The sequence below is a fragment of the Anatilimnocola floriformis genome, assembly GCF_024256385.1.
GTDB classification, from domain to species: domain Bacteria; phylum Planctomycetota; class Planctomycetia; order Pirellulales; family Pirellulaceae; genus Anatilimnocola; species Anatilimnocola floriformis.
Map to the genome: position 1 here is coordinate 277,952 of NZ_JAMLFW010000001.1, position 21,871 is coordinate 299,822.

17 protein-coding genes are annotated in these 21,871 nt (G+C 58.8%); 7 read left to right on the plus strand and 10 right to left on the minus strand.

Translation table 11 applies throughout. The annotated features are described in order from the left end of the window. The first annotated feature begins 3 nt into the window (after nucleotides 1-3). The 3 genes from M9Q49_RS01095 (at nucleotide 4) to M9Q49_RS01105 (ending at nucleotide 6,182) form a co-directional block, all read left to right on the plus strand. Nucleotides 4-3,777, plus strand: coding sequence for a WD40 repeat domain-containing serine/threonine protein kinase (locus M9Q49_RS01095; RefSeq protein ID WP_254506743.1), 3,774 nt, complete (start codon nucleotides 4-6; stop codon nucleotides 3,775-3,777). Between the two features lie 89 nt (nucleotides 3,778-3,866). Continuing rightward, complete coding sequence (locus M9Q49_RS01100; RefSeq protein WP_254506744.1) at nucleotides 3,867-5,252, plus strand: S41 family peptidase; 1,386 nt, start codon at nucleotides 3,867-3,869, stop codon at nucleotides 5,250-5,252. A 42-nt stretch (nucleotides 5,253-5,294) separates the two neighbouring features. After that, nucleotides 5,295-6,182, plus strand: coding sequence for a DNA-methyltransferase (locus tag M9Q49_RS01105; RefSeq protein ID WP_254506745.1), 888 nt, complete (start codon nucleotides 5,295-5,297; stop codon nucleotides 6,180-6,182). A 2-nt stretch (nucleotides 6,183-6,184) separates the two neighbouring features. Here the strand turns inward: M9Q49_RS01105 and M9Q49_RS01110 are convergent, their stop codons facing one another. Beyond that, complete coding sequence (locus tag M9Q49_RS01110) at nucleotides 6,185-6,916, minus strand: hypothetical protein (protein ID WP_254506752.1); 732 nt, start codon at nucleotides 6,914-6,916, stop codon at nucleotides 6,185-6,187. A 9-nt stretch (nucleotides 6,917-6,925) separates the two neighbouring features. Then, nucleotides 6,926-7,984: a tRNA dihydrouridine synthase gene (locus M9Q49_RS01115; RefSeq protein ID WP_254506753.1), complete on the minus strand. Its 1,059-nt coding sequence runs from the start codon at nucleotides 7,982-7,984 to the stop codon at nucleotides 6,926-6,928. A gap of 489 nt (nucleotides 7,985-8,473) precedes the next feature. On the opposite strand from M9Q49_RS01115, the gene aceE reads away from it, so the two are divergent. Then, a complete protein-coding gene (gene aceE, locus M9Q49_RS01120) occupies nucleotides 8,474-11,203 on the plus strand; it encodes a pyruvate dehydrogenase (acetyl-transferring), homodimeric type (RefSeq protein WP_254506755.1) in 2,730 nt (909 codons plus the stop codon). A gap of 150 nt (nucleotides 11,204-11,353) precedes the next feature. Further along, nucleotides 11,354-12,718 (plus strand): 2-oxo acid dehydrogenase subunit E2, encoded by a 1,365-nt coding sequence (locus M9Q49_RS01125; protein WP_254506756.1) that lies wholly within the window; start codon nucleotides 11,354-11,356, stop codon nucleotides 12,716-12,718. Nucleotides 12,719-12,721: 3 nt separating this feature from the next. Here the strand turns inward: M9Q49_RS01125 and M9Q49_RS01130 are convergent, their stop codons facing one another. The 7 genes from M9Q49_RS01130 to M9Q49_RS01160 form a co-directional block, all read right to left on the minus strand. Then, nucleotides 12,722-13,102, minus strand: coding sequence for a CPBP family intramembrane glutamic endopeptidase (locus M9Q49_RS01130; RefSeq protein WP_254506757.1), 381 nt, complete (start codon nucleotides 13,100-13,102; stop codon nucleotides 12,722-12,724). Continuing rightward, nucleotides 13,081-13,335 carry a hypothetical protein gene (locus M9Q49_RS01135; protein ID WP_254506758.1) on the minus strand — a complete coding sequence of 85 codons (255 nt, stop codon included), beginning with the start codon at nucleotides 13,333-13,335 and terminating at the stop codon, nucleotides 13,081-13,083. Before M9Q49_RS01135 ends, M9Q49_RS01130 begins: the two co-directional genes overlap by 22 nt. Before the next feature lie 57 nt (nucleotides 13,336-13,392). Then, entirely contained in the window at nucleotides 13,393-14,196 is an 804-nt protein-coding gene (locus M9Q49_RS01140; RefSeq protein WP_254506760.1) for an RING finger protein, read from the minus strand. Between the two features lies 1 nt (nucleotide 14,197). Further along, nucleotides 14,198-15,007 carry an RING finger protein gene (locus tag M9Q49_RS35690; RefSeq protein WP_254506761.1) on the minus strand — a complete coding sequence of 270 codons (810 nt, stop codon included), beginning with the start codon at nucleotides 15,005-15,007 and terminating at the stop codon, nucleotides 14,198-14,200. Nucleotides 15,008-15,099: 92 nt separating this feature from the next. After that, the gene (locus tag M9Q49_RS01150) at nucleotides 15,100-15,969 is read right to left on the minus strand and encodes an RING finger protein (protein WP_254506763.1); all 870 of its coding nucleotides are present in this window, start codon (nucleotides 15,967-15,969) and stop codon (nucleotides 15,100-15,102) included. Nucleotides 15,970-16,059: 90 nt separating this feature from the next. Then, nucleotides 16,060-16,944: a DUF1559 family PulG-like putative transporter gene (locus tag M9Q49_RS01155; RefSeq protein ID WP_254506764.1), complete on the minus strand. Its 885-nt coding sequence runs from the start codon at nucleotides 16,942-16,944 to the stop codon at nucleotides 16,060-16,062. Nucleotides 16,945-16,947: 3 nt separating this feature from the next. Beyond that, complete coding sequence (locus tag M9Q49_RS01160) at nucleotides 16,948-17,817, minus strand: DUF1559 family PulG-like putative transporter (RefSeq protein ID WP_254506765.1); 870 nt, start codon at nucleotides 17,815-17,817, stop codon at nucleotides 16,948-16,950. Between the two features lie 114 nt (nucleotides 17,818-17,931). Here M9Q49_RS01160 and M9Q49_RS01165 point away from each other — a divergent pair, with 114 nt between their 5' ends. Beyond that, complete coding sequence (locus tag M9Q49_RS01165) at nucleotides 17,932-18,789, plus strand: endonuclease/exonuclease/phosphatase family protein (RefSeq protein WP_254506766.1); 858 nt, start codon at nucleotides 17,932-17,934, stop codon at nucleotides 18,787-18,789. A 254-nt stretch (nucleotides 18,790-19,043) separates the two neighbouring features. On the opposite strand, the gene M9Q49_RS01170 is transcribed toward M9Q49_RS01165, so the two are convergent. Then, nucleotides 19,044-19,640 carry a thioredoxin family protein gene (locus M9Q49_RS01170; protein ID WP_254506767.1) on the minus strand — a complete coding sequence of 199 codons (597 nt, stop codon included), beginning with the start codon at nucleotides 19,638-19,640 and terminating at the stop codon, nucleotides 19,044-19,046. 266 nt (nucleotides 19,641-19,906) lie between these two features. Here M9Q49_RS01170 and M9Q49_RS01175 point away from each other — a divergent pair, with 266 nt between their 5' ends. Next, nucleotides 19,907-21,856, plus strand: coding sequence for an ArnT family glycosyltransferase (locus M9Q49_RS01175; protein WP_254506769.1), 1,950 nt, complete (start codon nucleotides 19,907-19,909; stop codon nucleotides 21,854-21,856). The last annotated feature ends 15 nt before the right edge of the window (nucleotides 21,857-21,871 follow it).

Below are 21,871 nucleotides of genomic sequence, written 5' to 3' on the forward strand. Positions count from 1 at the left end.
CTCGTGGATGATTCTGCCAATCCGAACCGAGAAAGCGCTGCGCGCGGCGATGCACCGCCACCGAGCGCTCCTGAGCCGTCGCGCGATGCGGAAATCGCCGACGAGTCGCTACTGGCCGATCCTAAGTTTGCCGATTGCCTGGCTCGGCTCGAAGCGCGTTGGCCGGCGCCGAAGGTAAAAGCGCCGTTGCTGACTCTGCAGCGGTTGGGCCGATATGAGATTCGCCGCGAACTGGGCCGCGGCCGGTTTGGCGTGGTGTTTCTGGCCTGGGATCCGACGCTCAAGCGGCAGGTGGCGCTGAAGGTGCCGCAGTTCGATGCTGCCATTGATCCTGAATTGCGGGAACGATTTCGCGGCGAGGCCCTCTCGGTCAGTCAGCTGCAACATCCGGGCATTGTCGCGTTGTATGACGTCGGCCAGCACGCGGGTGTCGACTACATCGCGATGGCCTTCGTCGAAGGGATGACTCTCGGCGATCGTTTGCAGGAAGGGCCGTTGCCGCCCAATGAAGCAGCACAGTTGATTGTGCAATTGGCCCGCGCGGTGCATCACGCGCACGAGCATGATGTAATTCATCGCGATCTGAAACCGAACAACGTGCTGCTCGATAAAGCAGGCCAGCCGCATGTCACCGACTTTGGTCTGGCGCGACGACTCTCGGATTCCACCATGCGGGCCACGCACACCGGCCAGGTGCTCGGCACGCCGGCGTACATGTCGCCCGAACAAGCGACGGGCCAAAGCGAGATCGGCCCGACCAGCGACGTCTATTCGCTCGGTGTCATTCTCTACGAAACGATCACCGGCCGGCCGCCGTTTCAAGCGGCGACGTTTGCCGAAGCGGTCGAGTTCATTTTGAATCGCGATCCACTGCCGCCGAGCAAACTCAATCCGAAGTTGCCGCGCGAGCTCGATGCCATCACCTTCAAAAGCCTCGAGAAACGTCCGCCGAACCGTTACGCCTCGGCGCAAGAACTAGCCGACGATTTGCAATGTTTTCTCGAAGGCAAACCGATCCGCGCGCGGACGCAAGGCTTTGCGCAGAAGGCGGTGCGCTGGACTTGGAAGCATCCATCGCAGGCCCTGCTGTTAGTTGCGATGCTGGTGCTGGTTGGTGTGCTGCTGATGACGACCGCCGTCTACAACCGCTGGCAGCACGCCGATGCGCTCGCCGCCGAACGCCAGACCTCGGCGGAGACGCAGCGTTACTTTGCCACGGTAAATCAGGCCCGCAACGTGATCACGCGGCGGCAACCAGGCTGGAGTGAGCAAGGACTGAAAGAACTGCAGCAAGCCGCCGCCATCGCGCGGCCGATTAACGATCGCAGCGAACTGCGCCAGTTGGTGGCCGATTGCTTGACTGGTTTTGATTTGCAGAAAGAAGAATCGGTGGTGGCCGGTATGGTGATCGGCCGCTTGGCGAACAGTGCCGATGGTTCGCTGCTGGCCGTGGGTGAGCTCAAAGGGAACACGAGTTTTCGCGTGGTTGTCTACGACACGAAGACCCGCAAGCCGGCGCAGAGTTTTACGATTCTCAACAGCGCCGTGCTGCGTGCACTTAGGGGCGAAGGGAAATGGCAGGATGGCGTGCGGGAGTTTGCCTTCAGCAGCGACAACCGCTACCTCGCCGTGGGCCTGCGCTTTGGTCTCGTTTACTGCTTCGACTTGCAAAACCCTCAAGAGCTGCCGCGGCAATTGACGGTGAGCAAGGAACGTGAACTCGATCGGATGGCATTCTCGGCTGACGGGCAAAGTCTGTTTGCTCATACCAGAGATGAGGAGTTTATCCATTGGAAGGATTGGCGGAACGATGCGAAATACGAGAGCCCTCTGAACTTCAAACCGCGCAGTTTTGCAGTCGCCAATTTCAGCAACGATTTGTTTGTCTCAGGTTTCTCTGCTGCCGACTTTCGCATGATGAGTCAATCGCTCGCGCGGCGGCCTTACATTTCGCCGTTTGCCATCATGCCCCGCGGCGCGGATGGCCGCCTGGAGACCGATGGCAGTGGTTCGCTGCTGGCGGCGCGGACCGATTTTGGTTTGCAAGTGTATGACACGTTGGGGGGCGGCCATGTGCGCCGCTTGCAAGACGATACGGTGGGTGACGAATCGCCGGGACACGATTTGAAGTTTTCACGCGACGGCCGCTTGCTGACCACTTTTCATGATCGAGGTGTGGCCCGATTTTTCGACGTTTCGCAAGGCCGACAAGTGTTGCGGCTCGATCTGCCTCGCAATGACTTACAGGATTTTTCGGTAGACCCGCACAAACGCTGGTTGGTGACGGCCAACCTAGATCAGCTTGATTTTTGGAGCCTTCGTCAGCAGCGGATCTATCAGCAGTTGGTCAGCCCGGCCGAAGAGGTCGATGCGGTTTCGTTTTCGCCCGACGCCAAGATGCTGGCTTGTGTGACGACGCGCGGCACGAACGCCTCGCCCCGTTGCAACACGCTGTACCTCTTTCAAAACGAAACTGGCGAACTCGTTGCCGAGCGGCGGAGCGGTGTCGAGCACATGAACTGGAGCCGCGAAGAAGCCCGCGTGGCGTGGAGCCAATCGGGCGAGCAAATCTACGTCGGCACGCTGTTTGGAACGCACCTTTACGGCCAAAAAAATGGGACGTGGATCAACAGCGGCATTATCTCGATTAATGGTCCCGCGGCGGACGTGCGCTTCGAGGTTCAGCCAGTGTCGGAAGGTGAAGAAGCGAAAGCGATCGTCAACGAGTTGGATAATCCACTCGCGCCGGCGAGAAAAATCCTGCAAGTCACCCCGCAGGGACAAAAGCTGAAATTGAAGTGCCGAGTGAACCCAGCGATCAAACTATCGAAGCAACTGCCGATGGTGGTGATCTCGCTCAGGATCGATGCTGAGCAAACTTGGAACGCGCCGCTGCTGGTGAAGCCCATCATGCCGAAGTCAGAAACGCAGCGCGCTCCACCCTGGACCTGGCGGCAGGGCAAGGATTTCCAAAGCTGGTGCGTGCATCTTCCCTACGAAACGACCGAGGTGGGTGAGTTTGAACTCCAGTTCGAACCGCAAGCTGGTTTGCGCTCGTTCGAGATCGAGCGAATCGACTTGTCGGTTCTTAACCCGTCGCCGGAAAAGAAAACGAATCTGCAGTTCATGACGCAGCTGTCGACCGGCGGCGCCGATCAACGGATCTGGGCTGTCTTCGACGAGGAAGTTGGTTCGTGGTCGTGGCCGATCGGCAAACGGCTGACGGCCTGGCACAACTCGAATCATCAGGTGACTGGAGCGGGAAATATTCGGACGCTGCAAGCCGGTCGCACCGGCACGCTCGTCGGCACGCGCGACGGTTGGATCCATTGGCTCGATCCTGTGGAAGGAACGTCGCGCGGATCGTGGGCGGGGCCTGGCAGCGAAGTGATTTCGGCTGCGTTGTGCGAACAAGCTAAAGTGGCTCTGATCGGCTGCGAGACCGGCCTGGTTCGTTGCCTGGCGCTACCAAGCGGCGAAACGCAATTCGATTTCGCCGCCGACGACACCGCCGTACTTGCCCTTGCAGCCACTCCCGATGCCAAGACAATCGCGACGGCCAGCAACAATCGCATGGTCACGATTTGGCGACGCTCGGCGACCACGGGGCGCTACGGACTCTTCTGCCGCTTGCCCGCTTCGGCCAGCCCTGCCAAAGCCATCAATCTGTCGGCTGATGGAAAGTTTGTCGCCGTGATCGGCCGCATCCATGGAGCTCTGGAGCTGTGGAACCTGTCGGCCCTCGAAACCGAACTGCAGCGGCTTGGTATTGAGTGAGCCGTATCGAGTGAGCCGGCGCGTTCGTGCTAAGATGACCCGCGTCACTCACTGCCATGGACGTTCTTTCGAGCAACAGGGCCCGGAACATGCCCCTCCGTAATATTGCTGTCATCTTTCTCGCCATGATCGGCGCCCTGGTTTGCTATCGCACGGCCAGCCGCAATCGCCACGTCGGTACGCTGGCCCAGGCCATGAATCTGGTCGTTGAGCATTACGTCGACGAGGTCGACGATCGTCAGCTCTTCGAAGGGGCGATGGTTGGAATGATCGATAAGCTCGACAGCAACTCGAAATACACGCCCCCCGAAGATCTGCCGCAGTTTCAAGAAGCCATCGATCAGGAATTTCCGGGCATCGGCATCATCGTGGAGTTCGACAACGAAGCGAAGCGGCTGCGAATCAAAAGCCCGATTCCGAAATTGCCTGCCTTTCGCGCAGGGCTCAAACGCGGCGACATCATTTTGCAGATCGACGGCCACGATACCGAAAACAAATCGCTGCCCGAATGCACCAAGCTCATTCGTGGTCCGGAGGGGAGCAAAGTGAAGTTGCAGGTTCGCCGCAAGAGTGAGAAAGAGCCGCTATCGTTCGATGTGGTGCGCGAAAAGATTCCGATCGAATCGGTGAAGGGGGATCGCCACAACGCGGCCGGCGAATGGATCTATACGCTGCAGGATCATCCGCGACTTGGCTACATCCGGATCATCACATTCGGTGAACGAACCGTCGATGAGTTGAAAGCGGCCCTCGAAAAGTTCGGCCCTGGCGCGCAGCAGATTGATGGCTTGATTCTCGACCTGCGCGGCAACCCGGGTGGATTGCTAACGGCCGGCGTTGGCGTGTGCGATGCGTTTCTTGACGAAGGTTTGATCGTCAGTACGCGCGGCCGCGGCAAAGTCGAACTCGAAGCGCATAAGGCACACGGCGATCTCTCGGTGCCGAAATCGCTGCCGATTGTCGTGCTCGTCGACAGCTATTCAGCGAGTGCCAGCGAGATTGTCGCGGCCTGCCTGCAAGATCATCAGCGGGCAACGATCATCGGCCAGCGCACCTACGGCAAAGGGACCGTGCAAAAGGTCTACATGCTGGAAGGAAACAAGTCGGCGCTGCGGCTGACCTTTGCCACCTATTGGCGGCCAAATAACAAGGACATTCACAAGCGCAAAGGCGCGAAGGACAGCGACGACTGGGGCGTGCGGCCTGATGCGGGGCAGGAAGTGGTCATCTCGAAAGAACTGCGCGAGCAACTACTCGAAGCGAGGTTGAATCGTGATCTCGACGTGATCGACGGTGTCTCCGAACCACCGACAAAAACCGAAACGCCGAAGGACGGCAATGGCGAAAAGCCGCCGGCGATTCCGGTTCCCGAAGCGGATCCCGATGAGATCAATCCCGCGGATGTCGCGAAGCCGATCCCGGTCGATCCGCAGTTGAAGCGCGCAGTGGAATTCTTGCTCGTAAAAAAGAGTTAGAATCTGCACTAATCATCCGAGCAGCAACTTTGCAGCATCACTATGTCGACCGTTCGTTCCGCGAAACGCACTGCGAAGCCCGTAGTTGCGCCCAACTCGATCCATTGCGGCGATGCGCTGCAGATCCTGCGAACCTGGCCGGCCGAGCGAATCGATACGGTGGTTACCAGCCCGCCCTACTATCAGCAGCGTGATTACCACGGCAAAGCCGAGCAGGTCGGTCAGGAAGATTCACCGGCTGAGTACGTCACGCGGCTGCAAAATATTTTTGGCGAAGTGCGCCGCTGTTTGAAATCAACGGGCTCGCTCTGGCTGGTAATCGGCGATAAGTACGACCGCGACGGCGCGCAGTTGGGATTGCCGTGGCGAGTGGCGCTGGCGCTCGTCGATGAAGGCTGGAAGCTGCGGAGCGACTGTATCTGGCACAAGCCGAACGCGATGCCCTCGAGCACGAAGACGCGGCCGACGACCGATCACGAATACATTTTCTTTCTCACCAAATCGGCTGACTATTTTTACAACGCCGACGCCATTCGCGAGCCGCACGTCACCTTCAGTGAAAACAGCAAAATGAAAGGTGGCCGCAACCACTTCGGCAAGCGCGGCGGCACGCCTGAAGCGGGTAAAAACGGCGGCGATACTAACCTGCACAACGGCAGGTGGGATCAGGCCTTTCATCCGCTCGGCAGAAACAAGCGGACCGTGTGGTCGATTCCGCTGTCGAAGTTCCGCGGCGCTCACTTCGCGGTTTTTCCGGAGAAGCTCGTGCAAACCTGCCTGCTCGCCAGTTGTCCGCCGAAAGGACTCGTGCTCGATCCCTTCCTCGGCAGCGGCACCACGGCAGTCGTGGCGCAGCAACTGGGGCATTCGTATCTGGGGATCGATGTGGCAGCGGAGTATTGCGAGATTGCTCGCGACAGAGTCACTTGAAATCACTTCAAGCGAATCCCCTCGCCTAGCCACTGATTCATGTTCTCTTGACACTTCTTCGCGGCCGCACCTGATTTGTCATCACCAAATCGGGCTTGCAACTGGTCGCCGAGATCGTTCACTTTGGCCAGCGCGGCCTCGAATTCAGCCTGCACCGCTTTGCTGGCTGGTTTGAATTTCTTCCAGCGGCGGTGGTCTTCGTCAAACTGCGCATCCCATGCTTTGAATACGAGGTTGTATTGATGGTTCTCAGCGTCTTCATCGTAGGCCGCCAAGTCCTCGGGCAGTGGCTCGCGACGGCCGAAGTTCGGAATGGGCGAACGAATACCCGTCCAGGCCATTTCCCGATGCGGTGAGAAGCGGATCACCACCAAGCCTGGTTGCCATTCTGCACACCAGTAGAGCTCCTGCTCGAACAGAACGTAGCTGAACCGAGCGAGAGTTCGCAAAATGATCACCGGCCCGGTCATGTACTCTTCGTCGCTCAAGGGTCGCAAGGTCGGGATGACTCGATCACACAGATAAGAGGCGTCGGCAGTTGCCAATGGCGCGGCGTGCATTACTTCTTTCCCGTTATCTTCGTCATCGGCAACGAAGATAAGATATTGCACGGCTACTCGCTTGTTGACCTTCGTTTGTACAGCCTTTTTGTTTGGAACTAGCGGGCTTTTTTTCGCGGCACGCTTAGTGGCCTTCTTGGCGACATTTTTCCGCGGCGTCTTTTTCTTGGCCATATTTATTCCTTAGGCACACTCTGTCGTCGAACGATGCACAGCAGGATCGGGATAGCAGCCCGGCAGATCTTCGGCGTACCACTTTTGCAGCACGCCGTCCCATTCGGACAGATCTTTGATGCGCGCGAACGATTCGCGGACGAGCAGATGCTGCGGATGCGAAGCCGCGAACTTGATGCCGAACTTGCGCATCTGCGGGCCGCAGCGCTCCGCGCCGTAGAGTTCCTGGGCCAGGAGAAAATGCTCGCGGAGAACATCGCGCTGTTCATAGAGCGATGGCGGCGGCGGCAACGGTTGGCCGGCAGCGAGGGCTCGGCATTGTGAGAAAATCCACGGGTTGCCGATGCAGCCGCGGGCGATCGTCACGCCGTCGACGCTGGTGGTGCGAATCATGTTCAGGCAATCTTCAGCTGTAAAGAGATCGCCGCTGCCGATGATCGTGCGCGTCGGGTACTGCTTCTTCACTTCGGTGAGAAACTCCCAGCGACTGGGGCCGACGTAGCGCTGCTTCACGGTGCGGCCATGCACGGTGATGGCGTCGATGCCCATCTGCCACGCGCCTTCCATGATCGTGAAAAAGTTGTCGCGGCTTTCCTGCGTGTCGTCGAGGCCGCGGCGCATTTTGATCGTGACAGGAATATTCGCGGGAACCGATTCGCGCGTGCGCCGAACAATTTCGAGCGCGACCGACGGCTGACTGAGATGAAATCCGCCGCGACAACGGCCGAGGACTTTTTTCACCGGACAACCGAAGTTGATATCGATCACATCGAAGCCCGCCGCGGCTAATCGGGCGGCCCCTTGGGCGAATTGCTCCGGCTCGGCCCCCATCAACTGTCCAGCGACGGGGCGTTCTTCATCGGTCAGGTAGAGAAAGTGTTTGTTGCGAGCCCGGTCTTTGAACGTGACCAGAAACTGATCGAGCAACACTTCGCAGAGCGTGTACGACGCCCCATGCCGCCGCGCGATCAGCCGCATCGGCCAATCGCTGTATCCCGACAGGGCGGCCTGGACAAATGGCGAGCCGATTTGCAGGTGACCAATGCGAAGCTGAGGGAGGGGCGACATGGCGAGCAAAGTTCCAACAACGGGGCGAATCTCTCCCCCGCATCCTACCGCAGGGCGGCAAATTCGTCGCGGCAGGGCTGAATCCGGAGTTCCCGCCACGCGAGGCAAATCGCTAGCAACTGGCGTAATTTCGGGTGCCGCGGCGGCGGATCGCCAGGATTACTATCTCGTAAGCTATTTAGCGGAAATGAGTTGCGCAGTCGCTTGGCCTTGCCGCCGTAGGTGGGCTCTGCGAGGTTCCACCCCAAATCCTGCACTTGCCGCCGAACCCCCCAGACTGCCGCCGACGCCTTTACCCCGTCGCGATTTCGGCAAACAATACGGTTGGCGGTTTTTGCGGATTGCGCAAAGTTTTGCTGACACTACGTAGTTTTAGGATGGACTGCCGAAGATCGGTCTGCCGAAAAGCTGAAGTGACATTTCAGGAAAAGAAATCGCCTTGCTGCTGCAGGCTCGCAGCCGGGCCGAGATTGAGAAAGAGAGTTGCTAATGTCAGACGTACAAGACATTCCTGTTGATGATGCTGCCGCAGGCACTCACAACCAATCGCCGGTGCAGGATCTCGATCCCGCCGAAACTCAGGAATGGCTTGATTCGCTGAACTACGTTCTGCAAAGCAAAGGCGGCGAGCGGGTGAAATACCTGCTGTCGGTCCTCGAAGAGCGAGCCCGCGAGCAAGGGGTCGATCTGCCTATCGATCTCGACACTCCTTATATCAATACGATTCCCGCCTCGGCCCAGCCGCGGTATCCCGGCAATCGCGAAATCGAACGCCGCATCAAGAGCATCGTCCGCTGGAATGCGATGGCGATGGTCGTGAAGGCGAACAAGAACTTCGACGGCGTGGGTGGGCACATCTCCACGTTTGCGTCGAGCGCGACCTTGTACGAAGTGGCCTTCAACCACTTCTTCAAAGGCCGTGGCGAAGATGGCTACAGCAGTGACCAGATTTATTTTCAGGGGCACGCTTCGCCGGGCATGTACTCGCGGGCCTTCCTCGAAGGCCGTTTGAGCGAAGAGAATCTGAATCACTTCCGCCGCGAGTTGCGCGAGACGCCCGGGTTGTCGTCGTATCCACATCCGTGGTTGATGCCGGAGTTCTGGGAATTCCCCACGGTGTCGATGGGCCTCGGCCCGATCATGTCGATCTATCAAGCCCGCTTCAACTATTACCTGCAAGATCGCGGCATCAAGCCGATCAACGGTCGCAAGGTGTGGGCCTTCCTCGGTGACGGCGAATGCGACGAACCCGAGTCGCTCGGCGCGATCACGCTGGCCGGCCGCGAAAAGCTCGAAAATCTGGTCTTCGTCATCAACTGCAATCTGCAACGGCTCGATGGTCCGGTGCGCGGCAACGGCAAGATCATTCAAGAGCTCGAAGGGCTGTTCCGTGGCGCCGGCTGGAATGTGATCAAAGTCGTCTGGGGCGAAGACTGGGATCCGCTACTGGAAAAAGATGAATCGGGCTTGCTCGCGAAACGAATGGCAGAGGTAGTCGACGGTCAGTATCAAAAGTACGTCGTCATGCCGGGCTCGTACACGCGTGAGCACTTCTTCGGCAAGTATCCCGAGTTGCTCAAGCTGGTCGAGAACTACTCCGACGAAAAGCTCGCCAAGCTCCGCCGCGGCGGTCACGATCCGGAGAAGGTTTACGCGGCCTACAAAGCGGCCATGGACTGCAAAGGCAAGCCGACCGTCATTCTCGCGAAGACGATCAAGGGCTATGGTCTCGGCGAAGCGGGCGAAGGCCGCAACGTCGCGCACAACAACAAGAAGATGAACGAAGCGGAGTTGCTCGAGTTCCGCACGCGGTTTGGCATTCCGATTTCGGATGCGGAAGTGGCCAAGACGCCGTTCTACAAGCCGCCAGAAGATTCTCAGGAAATGCGTTATCTGCGCGAACGTCGCGCAGCGCTCGGCGGCAGCGTGCCGAGCCGGCCGAAGGTCGCGCCGACGATTCAAACACCGCAGTTCTCGGATTCCACGTTCAACGAGTTCAAAGTCGGCACCGGCGACAAGGAAGCCTCGACCACGATGGCCTTCGTGTCGTTGCTCCGCAAGCTGGTCCGCGACAAGCAGATCGGCAAGTATGTCGTGCCGATTGTTCCCGATGAATCGCGGACGTTCGGCATGGAAGGCATGTTCAACGAGATCGGCATCTACTCGCACGTCGGTCAGCTGTACGAGCCGGTCGATTCGGGCATTCTCGCCAAATACAAAGAGGCGACGAACGGCCAGATTCTGGAAGAAGGAATCACCGAAGCGGGCTCGATCAGCAGCTTCTGCGCGGCGGGCACTGCCTATGCTTCGCATGGCGTGAACATGATTCCGTTCTACATCTACTACTCGATGTTCGGCTTCCAGCGCGTCGGCGATTCGATCTGGTGCGCTCAGGACATGCGGGCCAAGGGCTTCTTGCTCGGCGGCACTGCGGGTCGCACGACGCTCAATGGCGAAGGCCTGCAGCATCAAGATGGTCACAGCTTGCTGAACGCGATCGCATTCCCGAACGTGCGGGCCTACGACCCGGCGTACAACTACGAGATCGCGGCGATCATTCTCGACGGCATGCGGCGGATGTATCAGGACGGCGAGACGGCCATCTATTACCTGATGGTCGGCAACGAGAACTACGCGCATCCGCCGATGCCGGAAGGTGTCGAAGACGGCATCATTCGCGGCATGTACAAGTTCAAGACCAAGGAAGTGCCGGGCGCCAAGCTTAAGGTGAACCTCTTCGGCGGTGGCGCTATCCTTCGTCATGTGCTGAAGGCGCAGGACCTCCTCGCCGAGAAGTACGGCATTAGCAGCAACGTGTGGAGCGTCACCAGCTACACGCAGTTGCGGCGCGATGCTCACTCCTGCGAGCATTGGAACATGCTGCATCCCGATCAGCCGCGGCGGACTTCGTATGTCGAAGAAGTTCTCGCGCCGGAAAAGGGAAGCCTGTTCGTCGCTGCGTCGGATTATGTCCGGGCAGTGCAAGAACAGATCGCCGCTTGGATTCCTGGCGATTACTACGCCCTCGGCACCGACGGCATGGGCCGCAGCGAAACCCGAGAAGCCCTGCGTCGGCACTTCGAGGTCGATGCCGAATGCGTCACCCTCGCCACGCTGTATCGCTTGGGCCTCCGCGGCGACCTCGACAAGAGCGTGGCGGCTCAAGCCATTAAGGACCTCGGGATCAACCCCGAGAAGATCGATCCGTACTTTGCGTAAGTAGGGATGAAGGGTTGAAGCGAGGAAGGGATGAAACTCCTCGCATTACTCCCTCGCCCCGGTACGCCGGGGAGAGGGTTGGGGTGAGGGGCCTGAGCCGCACCAAGACTTAGCTAATCAATCGAATCGAAGAATAGAAGCGAAACAATCATGGCCATCGAAGTCAAACTCCCCAATCTCGGCGAAGGTGTGGAATCGGGAGATATCGTTGACATCCTCGTCAGCGAGGGAGACACCATCGCCAAGGATCAGGCGATCATCGATATCGAAACCGGCAAAGCGACCATGCAAGTGCCGAGTGATTTCGCCGGCAAGGTCGTGAAGGTACACATCAAGAAGGGCCAAACCGTGAAGAACGGTGCGGTCCTGCTCACGCTCGAAGGCGCCGCCGCTGGTGCCTCAGCCGCGCCAGCCAAGCCGGCTCCTGCTGCTGAAGCGCCGAAGGCTGCTCCGGCGCCAGCCAAGCCAGCGCCGCAACCTGCCGCTCCGGCTCCCCAGCCAGCCGCGGCGAAACCAGCGCCCGTTGCTCCTGCTCCCGTGAAGGCCGTTCCAGCGCCGCAGCCGGTTGCTCAAGCGCCGGTCGCCACCATCGCTCCCGCCGAAGAAGCAGCTGAGTATGGCGATGTCGCCGCGGGGCCGGCTGTTCGTCGCTTTGCTCGCGAAGTGGGCGTCGATCTGTCGCGCGTCACCGGCAGTGGTCCGGGCGGTCGCATTTCGCGCGAAGATGTTCTCGCCGTGGTCCGCGCTCAAAGCCAAGGCGTGGGTGTGAACAGTAGCAAGACTGACGCCGGCTCGAGCGCTCGCGACAACTACGGGCCGATCCATGTCGAGAAGATGACCAAGATCCGCAAGGTCATCGCGGCCCAGATGCACAAGTCGTGGACGACTTGCCCGCGGGTTACCAATTTCGACGATGCCGACGTGACCGAGCTGGAAAAGATCCGCGTCAGCAGCAAGGACGACTACGCTCGCAAGGGAATCAAGCTCACGAGCCTGCCGTTCGTGGTGAAGGCCGTCGCCATGGCCCTCAAGTCGCATCCCACGATCAACGCTTCGATCGACGAAGATGGCGAGCACATCATCTTCAAGGACTACGTCAACGTCGGCATCGCGGTCGACACTGACCGGGGCCTGATGGTCCCCAGCCTGCGTCATCCCGACACCATGTCGATTCCCGATGTCGCGCGGGCCCTGGGAACAATCAGCGAGAACGTCCGCGACGGCAAGATTACGGCTGCCGACATGCAGGGGAGCACGTTCACCATCAGCAACCTCGGCGCGATCGGCGGTACTTACAGCACGCCGATCATCAACGTGCCGGAAGTAGCCATCCTGCTGGTTGGTCGGGCTCGCAAGATGCCGGTCGTCGTCAACGACGAAATCGTCATCCGCTTGATGATGCCGCTGAGCATTTCGTACGATCATCGCCTCGTCGACGGCGGCGCTGCGGCGCGGTTCCTCAACGACGTGATCGATTATCTGAAGAGCCCCAGCCGGTTGCTGCTCGCTCCGTAGCGTTTACGCTTCGCCATCGTGCAGCAAGTACGCCAGCGCGATGAAGTCGTACAGCGCGTGCGCGATGATCGCCGGCAGCAAACTGCCGCTGACGAGCATCAGCAGCCCAAAGTAAGCGCCGGCGAGTGTCGCCAGCGCGAAGTAAGTGTTGCTCAGATAGTGGCACAATCCGAACAAGACCGACGCGATCAATAAGCTGCCGACCAGTGCGAACGAGTTCGGCAGCAGCGCGGCCAGGCCCGCTTGAATCAAGCCGCGGAAGAGCACCTCTTCGCCAATTCCCGCCGCGAGCGCAACGATGAGGAGTTGCCACAGGGCGGCGCCTCGCAATAACTTCTGTAGCAGCTCACGGACCTGATCTTTCAGATCAGCGAGTGCCTCCATTGCTCGAAATCGACCAGCAGAATGGCCACGGCTGGTCCGGTGGCGGCAACTCCCCAAAGTACGTCGCGGCAGAGCGCGCTCGCGTCGTAATCGGTCCGCCACAGACCGTGCCACGGATCAAAACCTACCAGCCAACCAATGACCATCGCCACAGCAGCGAGTCCACCCTCGAGCACTAGCGCAAGGCTCACAAAGCGAGCCGGCGACGGATTGGCATCTTCAGCAGGGAGCACGTTGGACTCAGGCGTTCAAAAAGACGCGTGCTTTCGCGGAGCGAAAGCCGACAGTGGTTACTTGCGGAGCACGATACACCGCTTGTGGCCGCAGCCATAGACCGAGCACGAGCCGAAGTACTGCCAGCAATCGAGATGGTGCGGCGTTTTACATTTCTGGCACTGCACCACGTTTTCAGTAAGTGGATCGCCGCAGACCTGGCATTCTGTATCGTGCAAGGAAATCGTAGGCCGCACTTGCCCTTCGACGAACTCAATGCCGTCGCTCAGCGGTTTTTGAATGAGCCGGATCAGCTTGAAGCAACAGCGGGCAAATTCCGACAGCTGCAGCTCGCTGGTGAAGTGCTCGTGCTTGGTGACTCGCAGTGTGCCGCCACCTAACTGCAAGTGCAGATCGTGGTGGGGCTGCGTGCCGCAGCAGACCAGCGCCATGATCGCGTAACGAACGTCTTGACGCAGAAACTCGCGGATCTCGCGCTCGTTACTCCCTTGAATGATGAACGCCGCATCGAACTCCGGCACGCCGATCTCGATGTCCTGCATGCCGAAGTATTTGCCGATGTTCTGGGCAATTCCCTGCGGCCGCAGTTCCATCCGCAGCCGAATGTCGAACAGCGACATGGTGAGATGCGTGTAAACATCGTCGCCGTCGTTCGAATAGCTGAGAGTCGTGGGCGTGTCGCCCAGCTGAAACGTCACCTGCGGGAAATCCCAGGCCCCGCCGCGCTTGATGCGGCCCCGCCAGATTGAGGCAAAACGATTCAGGTCGCTGTTATGCGATGAATACGCGATGCCGGCGATGATCACCATGATCACGCCGATAGCGAACAGCACGACTGCAAATTCAACACCGCTCTCCATGCTATGCTCGCCTGGCTTCGGTGTAACGATGCTGCCCACAACCGTAGACCGCGCACGATTCGAAATAATTCCAGCAATCGAGATGGTGCGGCGTTTTGCAGCTCAAACAAAAGACGATCTTTCCCTCGAGCGGATGGCCACAGACCTGGCATTCGGTCTCTTGCACCCGCGGCAGCGGCGAAGACGAGACGAACTCGATCCCGGTGTTGCGCGAATAGGCGAGCGCTTCGAACACTTCGGAGAACAGGGTGATGAACTCGTTCAGCTCACCCACGCTCTGAAAACCACGATGCTTTGTCACCCGCAGCACGCCGCCGGAAATCGTCAGGTGCAGATCGTTTGAGACCAGCGTGGAAAAACGAGCGAGCTTCAGGATCGCCACTTGCGACTGCGGATTCAGATACTCGATGATCCGCTCCGGTTGATTGCCGTTGATGATGAAGGCATCGTCGAACTCGCGCGCGCCGATTTCCAGGTCATACATGCCCAGCAATTTCTTCAACTGCTGAATCACGTCCTGCACATACAGCTCAAGTCGCAGTTGCTTGTCGGGAAAATGAACCGACAAGTGTGTATTGCGGCTGTTTTTGCCGCGCTTCGAATAACTGAGCCGAGCATAGGCGTCGCCGATTTGCATCACGAGACCGTCGTAACCAAAGAAGCCGCCCAGCTCGACGTAGCCCTTCCAACGCTTGGCGACTTGCTCGAGCACGCCTTTATTGACGGCGCTCGAAATCGACGCGATGGCGACGAAGATGCCAATAATCACCAGGAAGGCGATGAAGCATAAAGGAAACGCATCACGGGCCACGGCAAGCTCCCAAATCTCCCTTCAGCAGCGAAAGGACGTTTTATGGTATTCGATTTTCGCCAGATGTTCTTTTGCGAAAACCGAAATCCCCCTTAACGCGGCTTGCTGGGCCGACCAGGCGGCAGTTCTTGCGATGGCTCGGGGGGCGCGTGATTTCCTGCCGTAGGAAAAGCCCGGCGGGGGAGCAGATAGATCGTCTCGCGACAGCCATACGTCGCGCAGCCGCCGGCATATTCCCAGCAATCACGATGGTGCGGCGTCTGACAGCGACGGCAGATGACAATCTCGGCCGACATTTCTTCGCCGCAGATCCGGCAGTTGGCGTGATCGATGATCTGCGGCTGATCACCGTTTACGAAGTCGATTCCCTCAGTCTTCGTCAGCTGCAGCTGATCGTACAGACCGAGCGTCGTTTCGACGAACTGCTCCAGATCATTGGCCCGCGACGATTCCCACACCTTACGCACCACCAGCCAGCCGGGATAAATCAGCACCAGCGTCTCGGCCGGTTCCGGCGAGCGGCTGATGCGCTCGAGTTGCACGCGCACGCCCGAGCTGAGGAGCAGGCGCGACTCTTCTCCTTCGTCGGCCCACACATTCCAGCGCAGGCGGAAATCGTCCCAATCGAATTCGAGTTCGTGCAGTCCGCGCAGATCGATGGCAATCTGCCGTCGTGAGACGCGCGGCACGAGGGCCATGTGCAGCGAAACGTCGGACCACTGCACGATCATCTCGAGGCACTTGCGACCCGACGTCCCCGGCAAGCTGTAAACCGACAGCCGCGAATAAGTCGTGCCGTAAGGAAGACGTAGCGAGGGATTGCTGAACCAACCGCCGCGACTCAGCACGCCGCCGAACCGCTGAGCGACCGCGGCCAGCGCGCTATTCCAGCGCTCGAATCGGGCCGCCGTTTGACTGAAGACGCCAAACAGTGCCAGCACGACGATAGCAGCAAACAGCATGAAAACGCCAACACATTCCATGCATCCATTGTTGGCGTCGGCGCGGAAACTTGCCAGTGCAGTAACCCGGCGAGTTCTGCGCCTTGCTGGCTAGGGAAGATTCACGATCTCACCGCCGCCTTTCGTGGTGATTGCCCTCATGTTCTGTTGAAAGTCTTGCAGCGCCATGAAGCGCACGCTGCCGTCGGCAAACAGAATTTGAACTTCGTTGGGCTCAGCCGTCGGCGGTGGCATGCCCAGGTCGACATTCCATTCGACGGGCTCCGCCCAGTTGGAGGGACCACGACTCGTGCCGACCATGATGATCGTGTTGCTCAAGCCGTCAGTCACACTCGAAAACTTGACTGCTTTGCTCCCTTCAAACATCGTGCCGACCCCCGTCACGAAGACATAATCGCTCCGTTGCAGCGAACCCGATTTGTTGTTGGGGTCTTGAAAGGTCTTGATGATCGTATCGGTGACGGCCAGATTCTCCGGCGCATCCCAAGCCTTCGATTTGTCGAATTGTTGAAAGAGCGCCGCTTGGTCCATGTAAGGCAACAGCAGCACGCGACCGCTGTAAAGTGGCTTGCCATCGGCATCGGTGACTACGGCCGGCGGAAAGCTGCCGTGCACATCGTGATAGTTGTGCAGCGCCAAGCCGAGTTGCTTCATATTATTCTGCGAAATCATTTGATCTCGTCTGCCTCCCATCTGCGACCGGCCAATAAAGAGAACAGAGGCCACGCCGCCACAGCAGAGGAGAATACAGCCCATCACGATCGCCAGAATGACGAGGAGCGTGGAGCCGCCGCCGGACTTGCTCCCGCCAGTCGGCGCGTACATTGGCGTCTGCATGGTCGCGGGCGCTGCAAAACTCGCTTTGGGAATGGTGATCTGCTGGCCGCAGCCGGCGCACGCGCCGCTCTGGCCCGCGAACTGATCGGCAACAACCGTCTGTTTGCCACAATGAGGACAGCGAAATTCGATCGTCATGGTTTAATATCCTAAGTCAGGCATACTTCGGTCGTCAGCTCGTTGCATCAGTTGTTGCAGCGCCATTTGCATTAAGTGCGTGCGAATCGCGCGCACGCTGCCATCGGCAAAGGCAGTGAGCACTACCTGCGGATGATTACCCGGCGGCAGCACGCCGCTGTCGGCATTCCAGTCGACGGGCTCTGCCCAATTCTGCGGGCCCGTCGCGGTTTGAATCACCATGATCGTGTTGCTCGTGCCATCGGTGATGCTGGCAAAGTTGGTTGTTTTGCTACCCTCAAAAATCGTCCCCGTTCCGGTCACGAAGACATAGTCGCTCCGAGGTGCAGCCGGTCCGCCCGGATGGGCCGGATCTTGAAACGTCTTGATGATGGTCGCGGTGATCGCTTGATTCTCAGGGCTGTCCCAAGCTTTGTTTTTGTCGAAGGCTTGGTACACCGCGTTTTGATCGAGGAACGGCAGCAGCAGGACTCGGCCGCTATATAGCGGTTGGCCATCGGTATCGGTGACGACGGCCGGCGGGAGGGAGTTATACGTATCGTGGTAGTTATGCAGCGCAAGAGCGATTTGCTTGAGGTTATTCAGCGACTTCGTTTGCTGTGCAGAAATACGAGACTGGGAAATCACAGGAAAAAACAACAGGCCGGCGCCACCGAGGCAAATCACACCGAGCACCGCAACCGTGGCGAGAATAACAAGCAGCGCTGCGGTTCCTGAACTGCTCTTGGTCGACGGTCCCGCCGGGTAGCTGCTCGCGGTGAGTGGAATGGTCACCGATTTTCCACAGGCTGAGCACGGACCGGTTTGCCCTGCGAATTGATCGGCAACGACGGTTTGCTTGCCGCAATGCGGGCAGGAAAAATTGATCGGCACGGTTCATTCCTTGCAGCAAAGCATCAGGTCTGGCGGTGGATTATAAAAGGTGCAACGCCACGTTGCACGCTCCACCCGCACCCTCCGCGATACGTCATGTCACGATTCTTACTTATGTTCGCCGCTCTCGCTTTGGCCGCTACTTCACCACTGGCTGCTCAGCCCGCCGCCGAGAACACATCGCTGCAGGTGATGACTTGGAACATTCGTTACGACAACGCCAATGACGGCGTCGATCGCTGGCGCAATCGCCGCGACTGGGTGGCGGAAATCATTCTGCGCGAGAAAGTGGATCTCGCCGGCTTTCAAGAGGTGCTGGCCGGGCAATTTCACGATCTGCAAGAACGGCTGCCGGAATTTGCTTCCTACGGCGCGGGCCGCAACGACGGCAAACAGCAGGGAGAAATGTCGCCGATCTTTTATCGTAAGGAACGCTTCGAACTCCTCGATAAAGGAACATTCTGGCTGTCGACGACTCCGGAAGAAATCGGCAGCAAAGGTTGGGATGCAGCGCTGCCGCGAATCGCCAGCTGGCTGAAGTTGCAGGACCGGCAAACCAAGGAATCGCTGACCGTGCTCAACACGCACTTCGATCATCAGGGAACGAAAGCCCGCCGTGCCAGCGCTGAGTTGATCGTCAAACAAGTCCGCGAAAAATTTGCGACGCTGCCGCTAATTTTCATCGGCGATCTCAACAGCTTGCCCGATTCGGCCGCTTATGAAACGCTCGCCGCGAAAGGGACCGATGATCTGCCGCTGCTGCGCGATGCCTACGTCGCGGCCAAGAGCAAAGAAGGTCCCGACTCGACTTGGAACGGTTTCAAGAAGATCGTGCCGGGAAGCCGAATCGATTATTTGTTTGCGACTCGGCAATGGGACATCGAAAAACTTAGCACGCTCACCGATCAGCGCGACGGCAGGTTCCCGTCGGATCACCTGCCGATTGTTTGTCGCCTGTCGTTGCGGAAGTGAATAGTGCGTTTTGTGTAGATCGAATTTTCAGCTGACTCCACCGAGCTTGCTCGGTGGTGAAACGATTCTGCACCAGCCACGCACTTTTTGTTTACGTTGCCCCCACCGAGCTTGCTCGGTGGAGCATGTGATTGCCGCCGCCGCGAAATCATCCGCTCTACCGACCGAGGTCGGCCGGGGCGAAAGGCGCACGCAAGCTACGCTCTAGTGCAAAGTCATTAGCTCCACCGAGCAAGCTCGGTGGGGACCGCATACTAACCAGATACGCCGGTAGAACTGAAATAGGCTGGTTCGCTGCCGGCCTTCCATTTGATGTTGCAGCCGATGCTCGGGATCTGCTTCTCTGGTGCGGGTTTACCGGCCAACAGTGCATCGAGCGCGGCGCGCAGGTCGCGACCGTCAGCAACATCGCCCGCCTTGGGACGCGAAGGATCGAGTTGGCCGCGGTAGTACAACTTTTGTTCTTTGTCGAAGAGGAAAAAGTCGGGCGTGCAAGCGGCGTGATATTCCTTGGCCACGTCTTGGTCTTCGTCGAACAAGTACGGAAACGGATAGCCCCGCTGCTCGGCTTCATGCACCATCTGCTCGGGCGAATCCTCCGGGTGTTTCGACGTATCGTTCGAATTGATGCCAACCACGGCGATGCCGCGCGGCATGTAATCCATGGCCAGGCGGGCAAGTTCTGGCGCAACGTGCTTCACGAAGGGGCAGTGATTGCACATGAAAATTACGAGCAAACCCGGCTGACCTTTAAAATCGGCGAGCGACACCGTCTGACCATCGACATTGATGAGCGAAAAATCCGGAGCCGGTGTGCCGAGCTCCCGCATCGTGCTAGCAGTTTTAACCATTGGTAAATCTCCTTGGTGTTGTTCGTATATGAATTACTCCCTCTCCTCGGTACTCCGGGGAGAGGGCCGGGGTGAGGGGCCAGATCTGCAAAGGCTGCAACCGCCTCGATCTCAGTCTGTTTTAGCAAATTCCCCAGCCCACCTGTTTCGGCTCCGTGCTAGCAACCCACCCGAGCGAATCAGCAGAAAGTTCACCTTCTTGATGTGAGCCCGTTTGCTTAATATCTGGCTCTGAAACCAAAATCTGCTCGATCAAGGAGGATCGATTGAAGGCCCCTTCGACTATCACCGCGCATTTGTTTCAGGTCGTCGCGCTGGCGGCGATCGTGATGCTAACCAATCTCGGCGGGCCGCGGCTGTGGGATGACGATGAACCGCGCAATAGCGGCTGCGCGCGCGAAATGTTCCTCCGCAACGACTGGATCGTGCCGACCTTCAATGCTGAGCTGCGCACGCACAAGCCGATTCTGCTGTATTGGTGCATGCTCGTTTCGTATCACATCGGCGGCGCGAATGAATTCACCGCGCGCCTCCCTTCGGCGCTCGCGGCGATCGGCACCGTGGTGCTGACCTATGCGATGGGCCGACGCTTGTTCAATCCGCGGGCTGGTTTCTGGGCTGCGACGGCGCTGGCTTGCAGCGTTTCGTTTGCAATGGTCAGCCGGGCCGCGACTCCCGACGGCGTGTTGATTTTCACGAGCACACTGGCCGTCGCGCTCTTCGTCTTCGGCACATTCGCGCGGCGAAAGTCCGTGACGGGCGATGTACTCGATGCCGATCAACCGGCGCCGCTGCAGCGGGCTGCTGGGCATTGGTTTCCGCAGCGACCGACGCTCGTGTTGATGATGTACGCCGCCATGGGCCTCGCCGTGTTGGCAAAGGGGCCCGTTGGTCTTGTGCTGCCGACGGCGGTGATCGGGATGTTCTTGCTCATTCAACGTTTGCCCGCGCTGCAGACCGATCTCGATTCGAATGATTCGTCGGGTGAGTTGCGGCAGATGGTGCTGCCCGCCTGGCTGCACAATGCAGCTCGGCCACTCAATCCGTTGCATTTTCTCGGCACCTGTTGGTACATGTGGCCGCTGGCGGCGATCGTTACGGTGGTGCTCATCGCCGGTCCCTGGTACGCAGCCGTCGGCGTGCAGACCGACGGCGAATGGCTGCGGGGCTTTTTCTTTGAACACAACGTTGAGCGGGCGCTGTCGGCGAAAGAAAATCATCACGGCTTCATCGGGTTCTATCCGGTGATGCTGATCGCGGGGTTCTTTCCGTTTTCAATTTTCGCGCTGCCGGTCATCATCGAAACGACGCGGCGATTGATGGGCAAAGACGCCTGGCAGCCTGGCTACTTGCTGGCTGTATGTTGGATCGGCGTGTACCTGTGTTTGTTCAGTGTGGCTCGCACGAAGCTGCTCAATTACATCCTGCCGTGCTTTCCAGCCGCGGCGCTGCTCGTCGGCGCGTTCCTCGATCGCTGGCTGGCGGGCAAGTTGTTGATCGCGCGCTGGTGGCCTGCCGTTTCATTCGCGGTGCTGATGCTCATCGGCGGGTTTCTCGCGGTGGGTGTGTATGCGGTGGCGAATGAATTTTTGCCAGGCGATGAATTTCTCGCGCTGATTGGACTGTTGCCTGCCGTGGCGGGCCTCATCGCGCTCGGGCGGCAGATGTTCAATTTCGATCGGCGCTGGACGGCTGGCATCATGGCGACCTGCTTCGCCGCGATGACCACGCTCATCTTCGCCGTCGGCGCGCAGCGGGTTGACGCTCATCGTGAAGATCAAAAAATCGTCAGCGCGATTCTGGCCCGCGAAGCCAACCCGAAGCTCGCGACGTTCCACATCTTGGAACCGAGTTGGGTTTATTACGGCAAGCAATCGATCACCGAGTTGCCCAAGCCTGAGAAGCGGATCAAAACGTCGAACGTGCCCGTGGTGATGGCCAAGATGTTCGATAACAAACAGGCCCTCACGTTCCTCAGCAAGGATCCGACTGCTTACTTGATCACCACGCGCACGCAGTACGAGAAACTGCAGCCGCATCTGCCCGCCGATCTGAAGATCATTACCGAACAGCCGCTGTTCGAATCACAATTCAAGATGGACCTGAGCAAACTCTTCAGCGGCAACTTCAAAAAGGCGCCGCAGCAACTCGTCGTCATCGGGCGAGAGAAGGCGAATGTGATTGCGAACACGCCGGCAGTGGAAACAAAGAGGTAGCGAGTCAAAAGATCG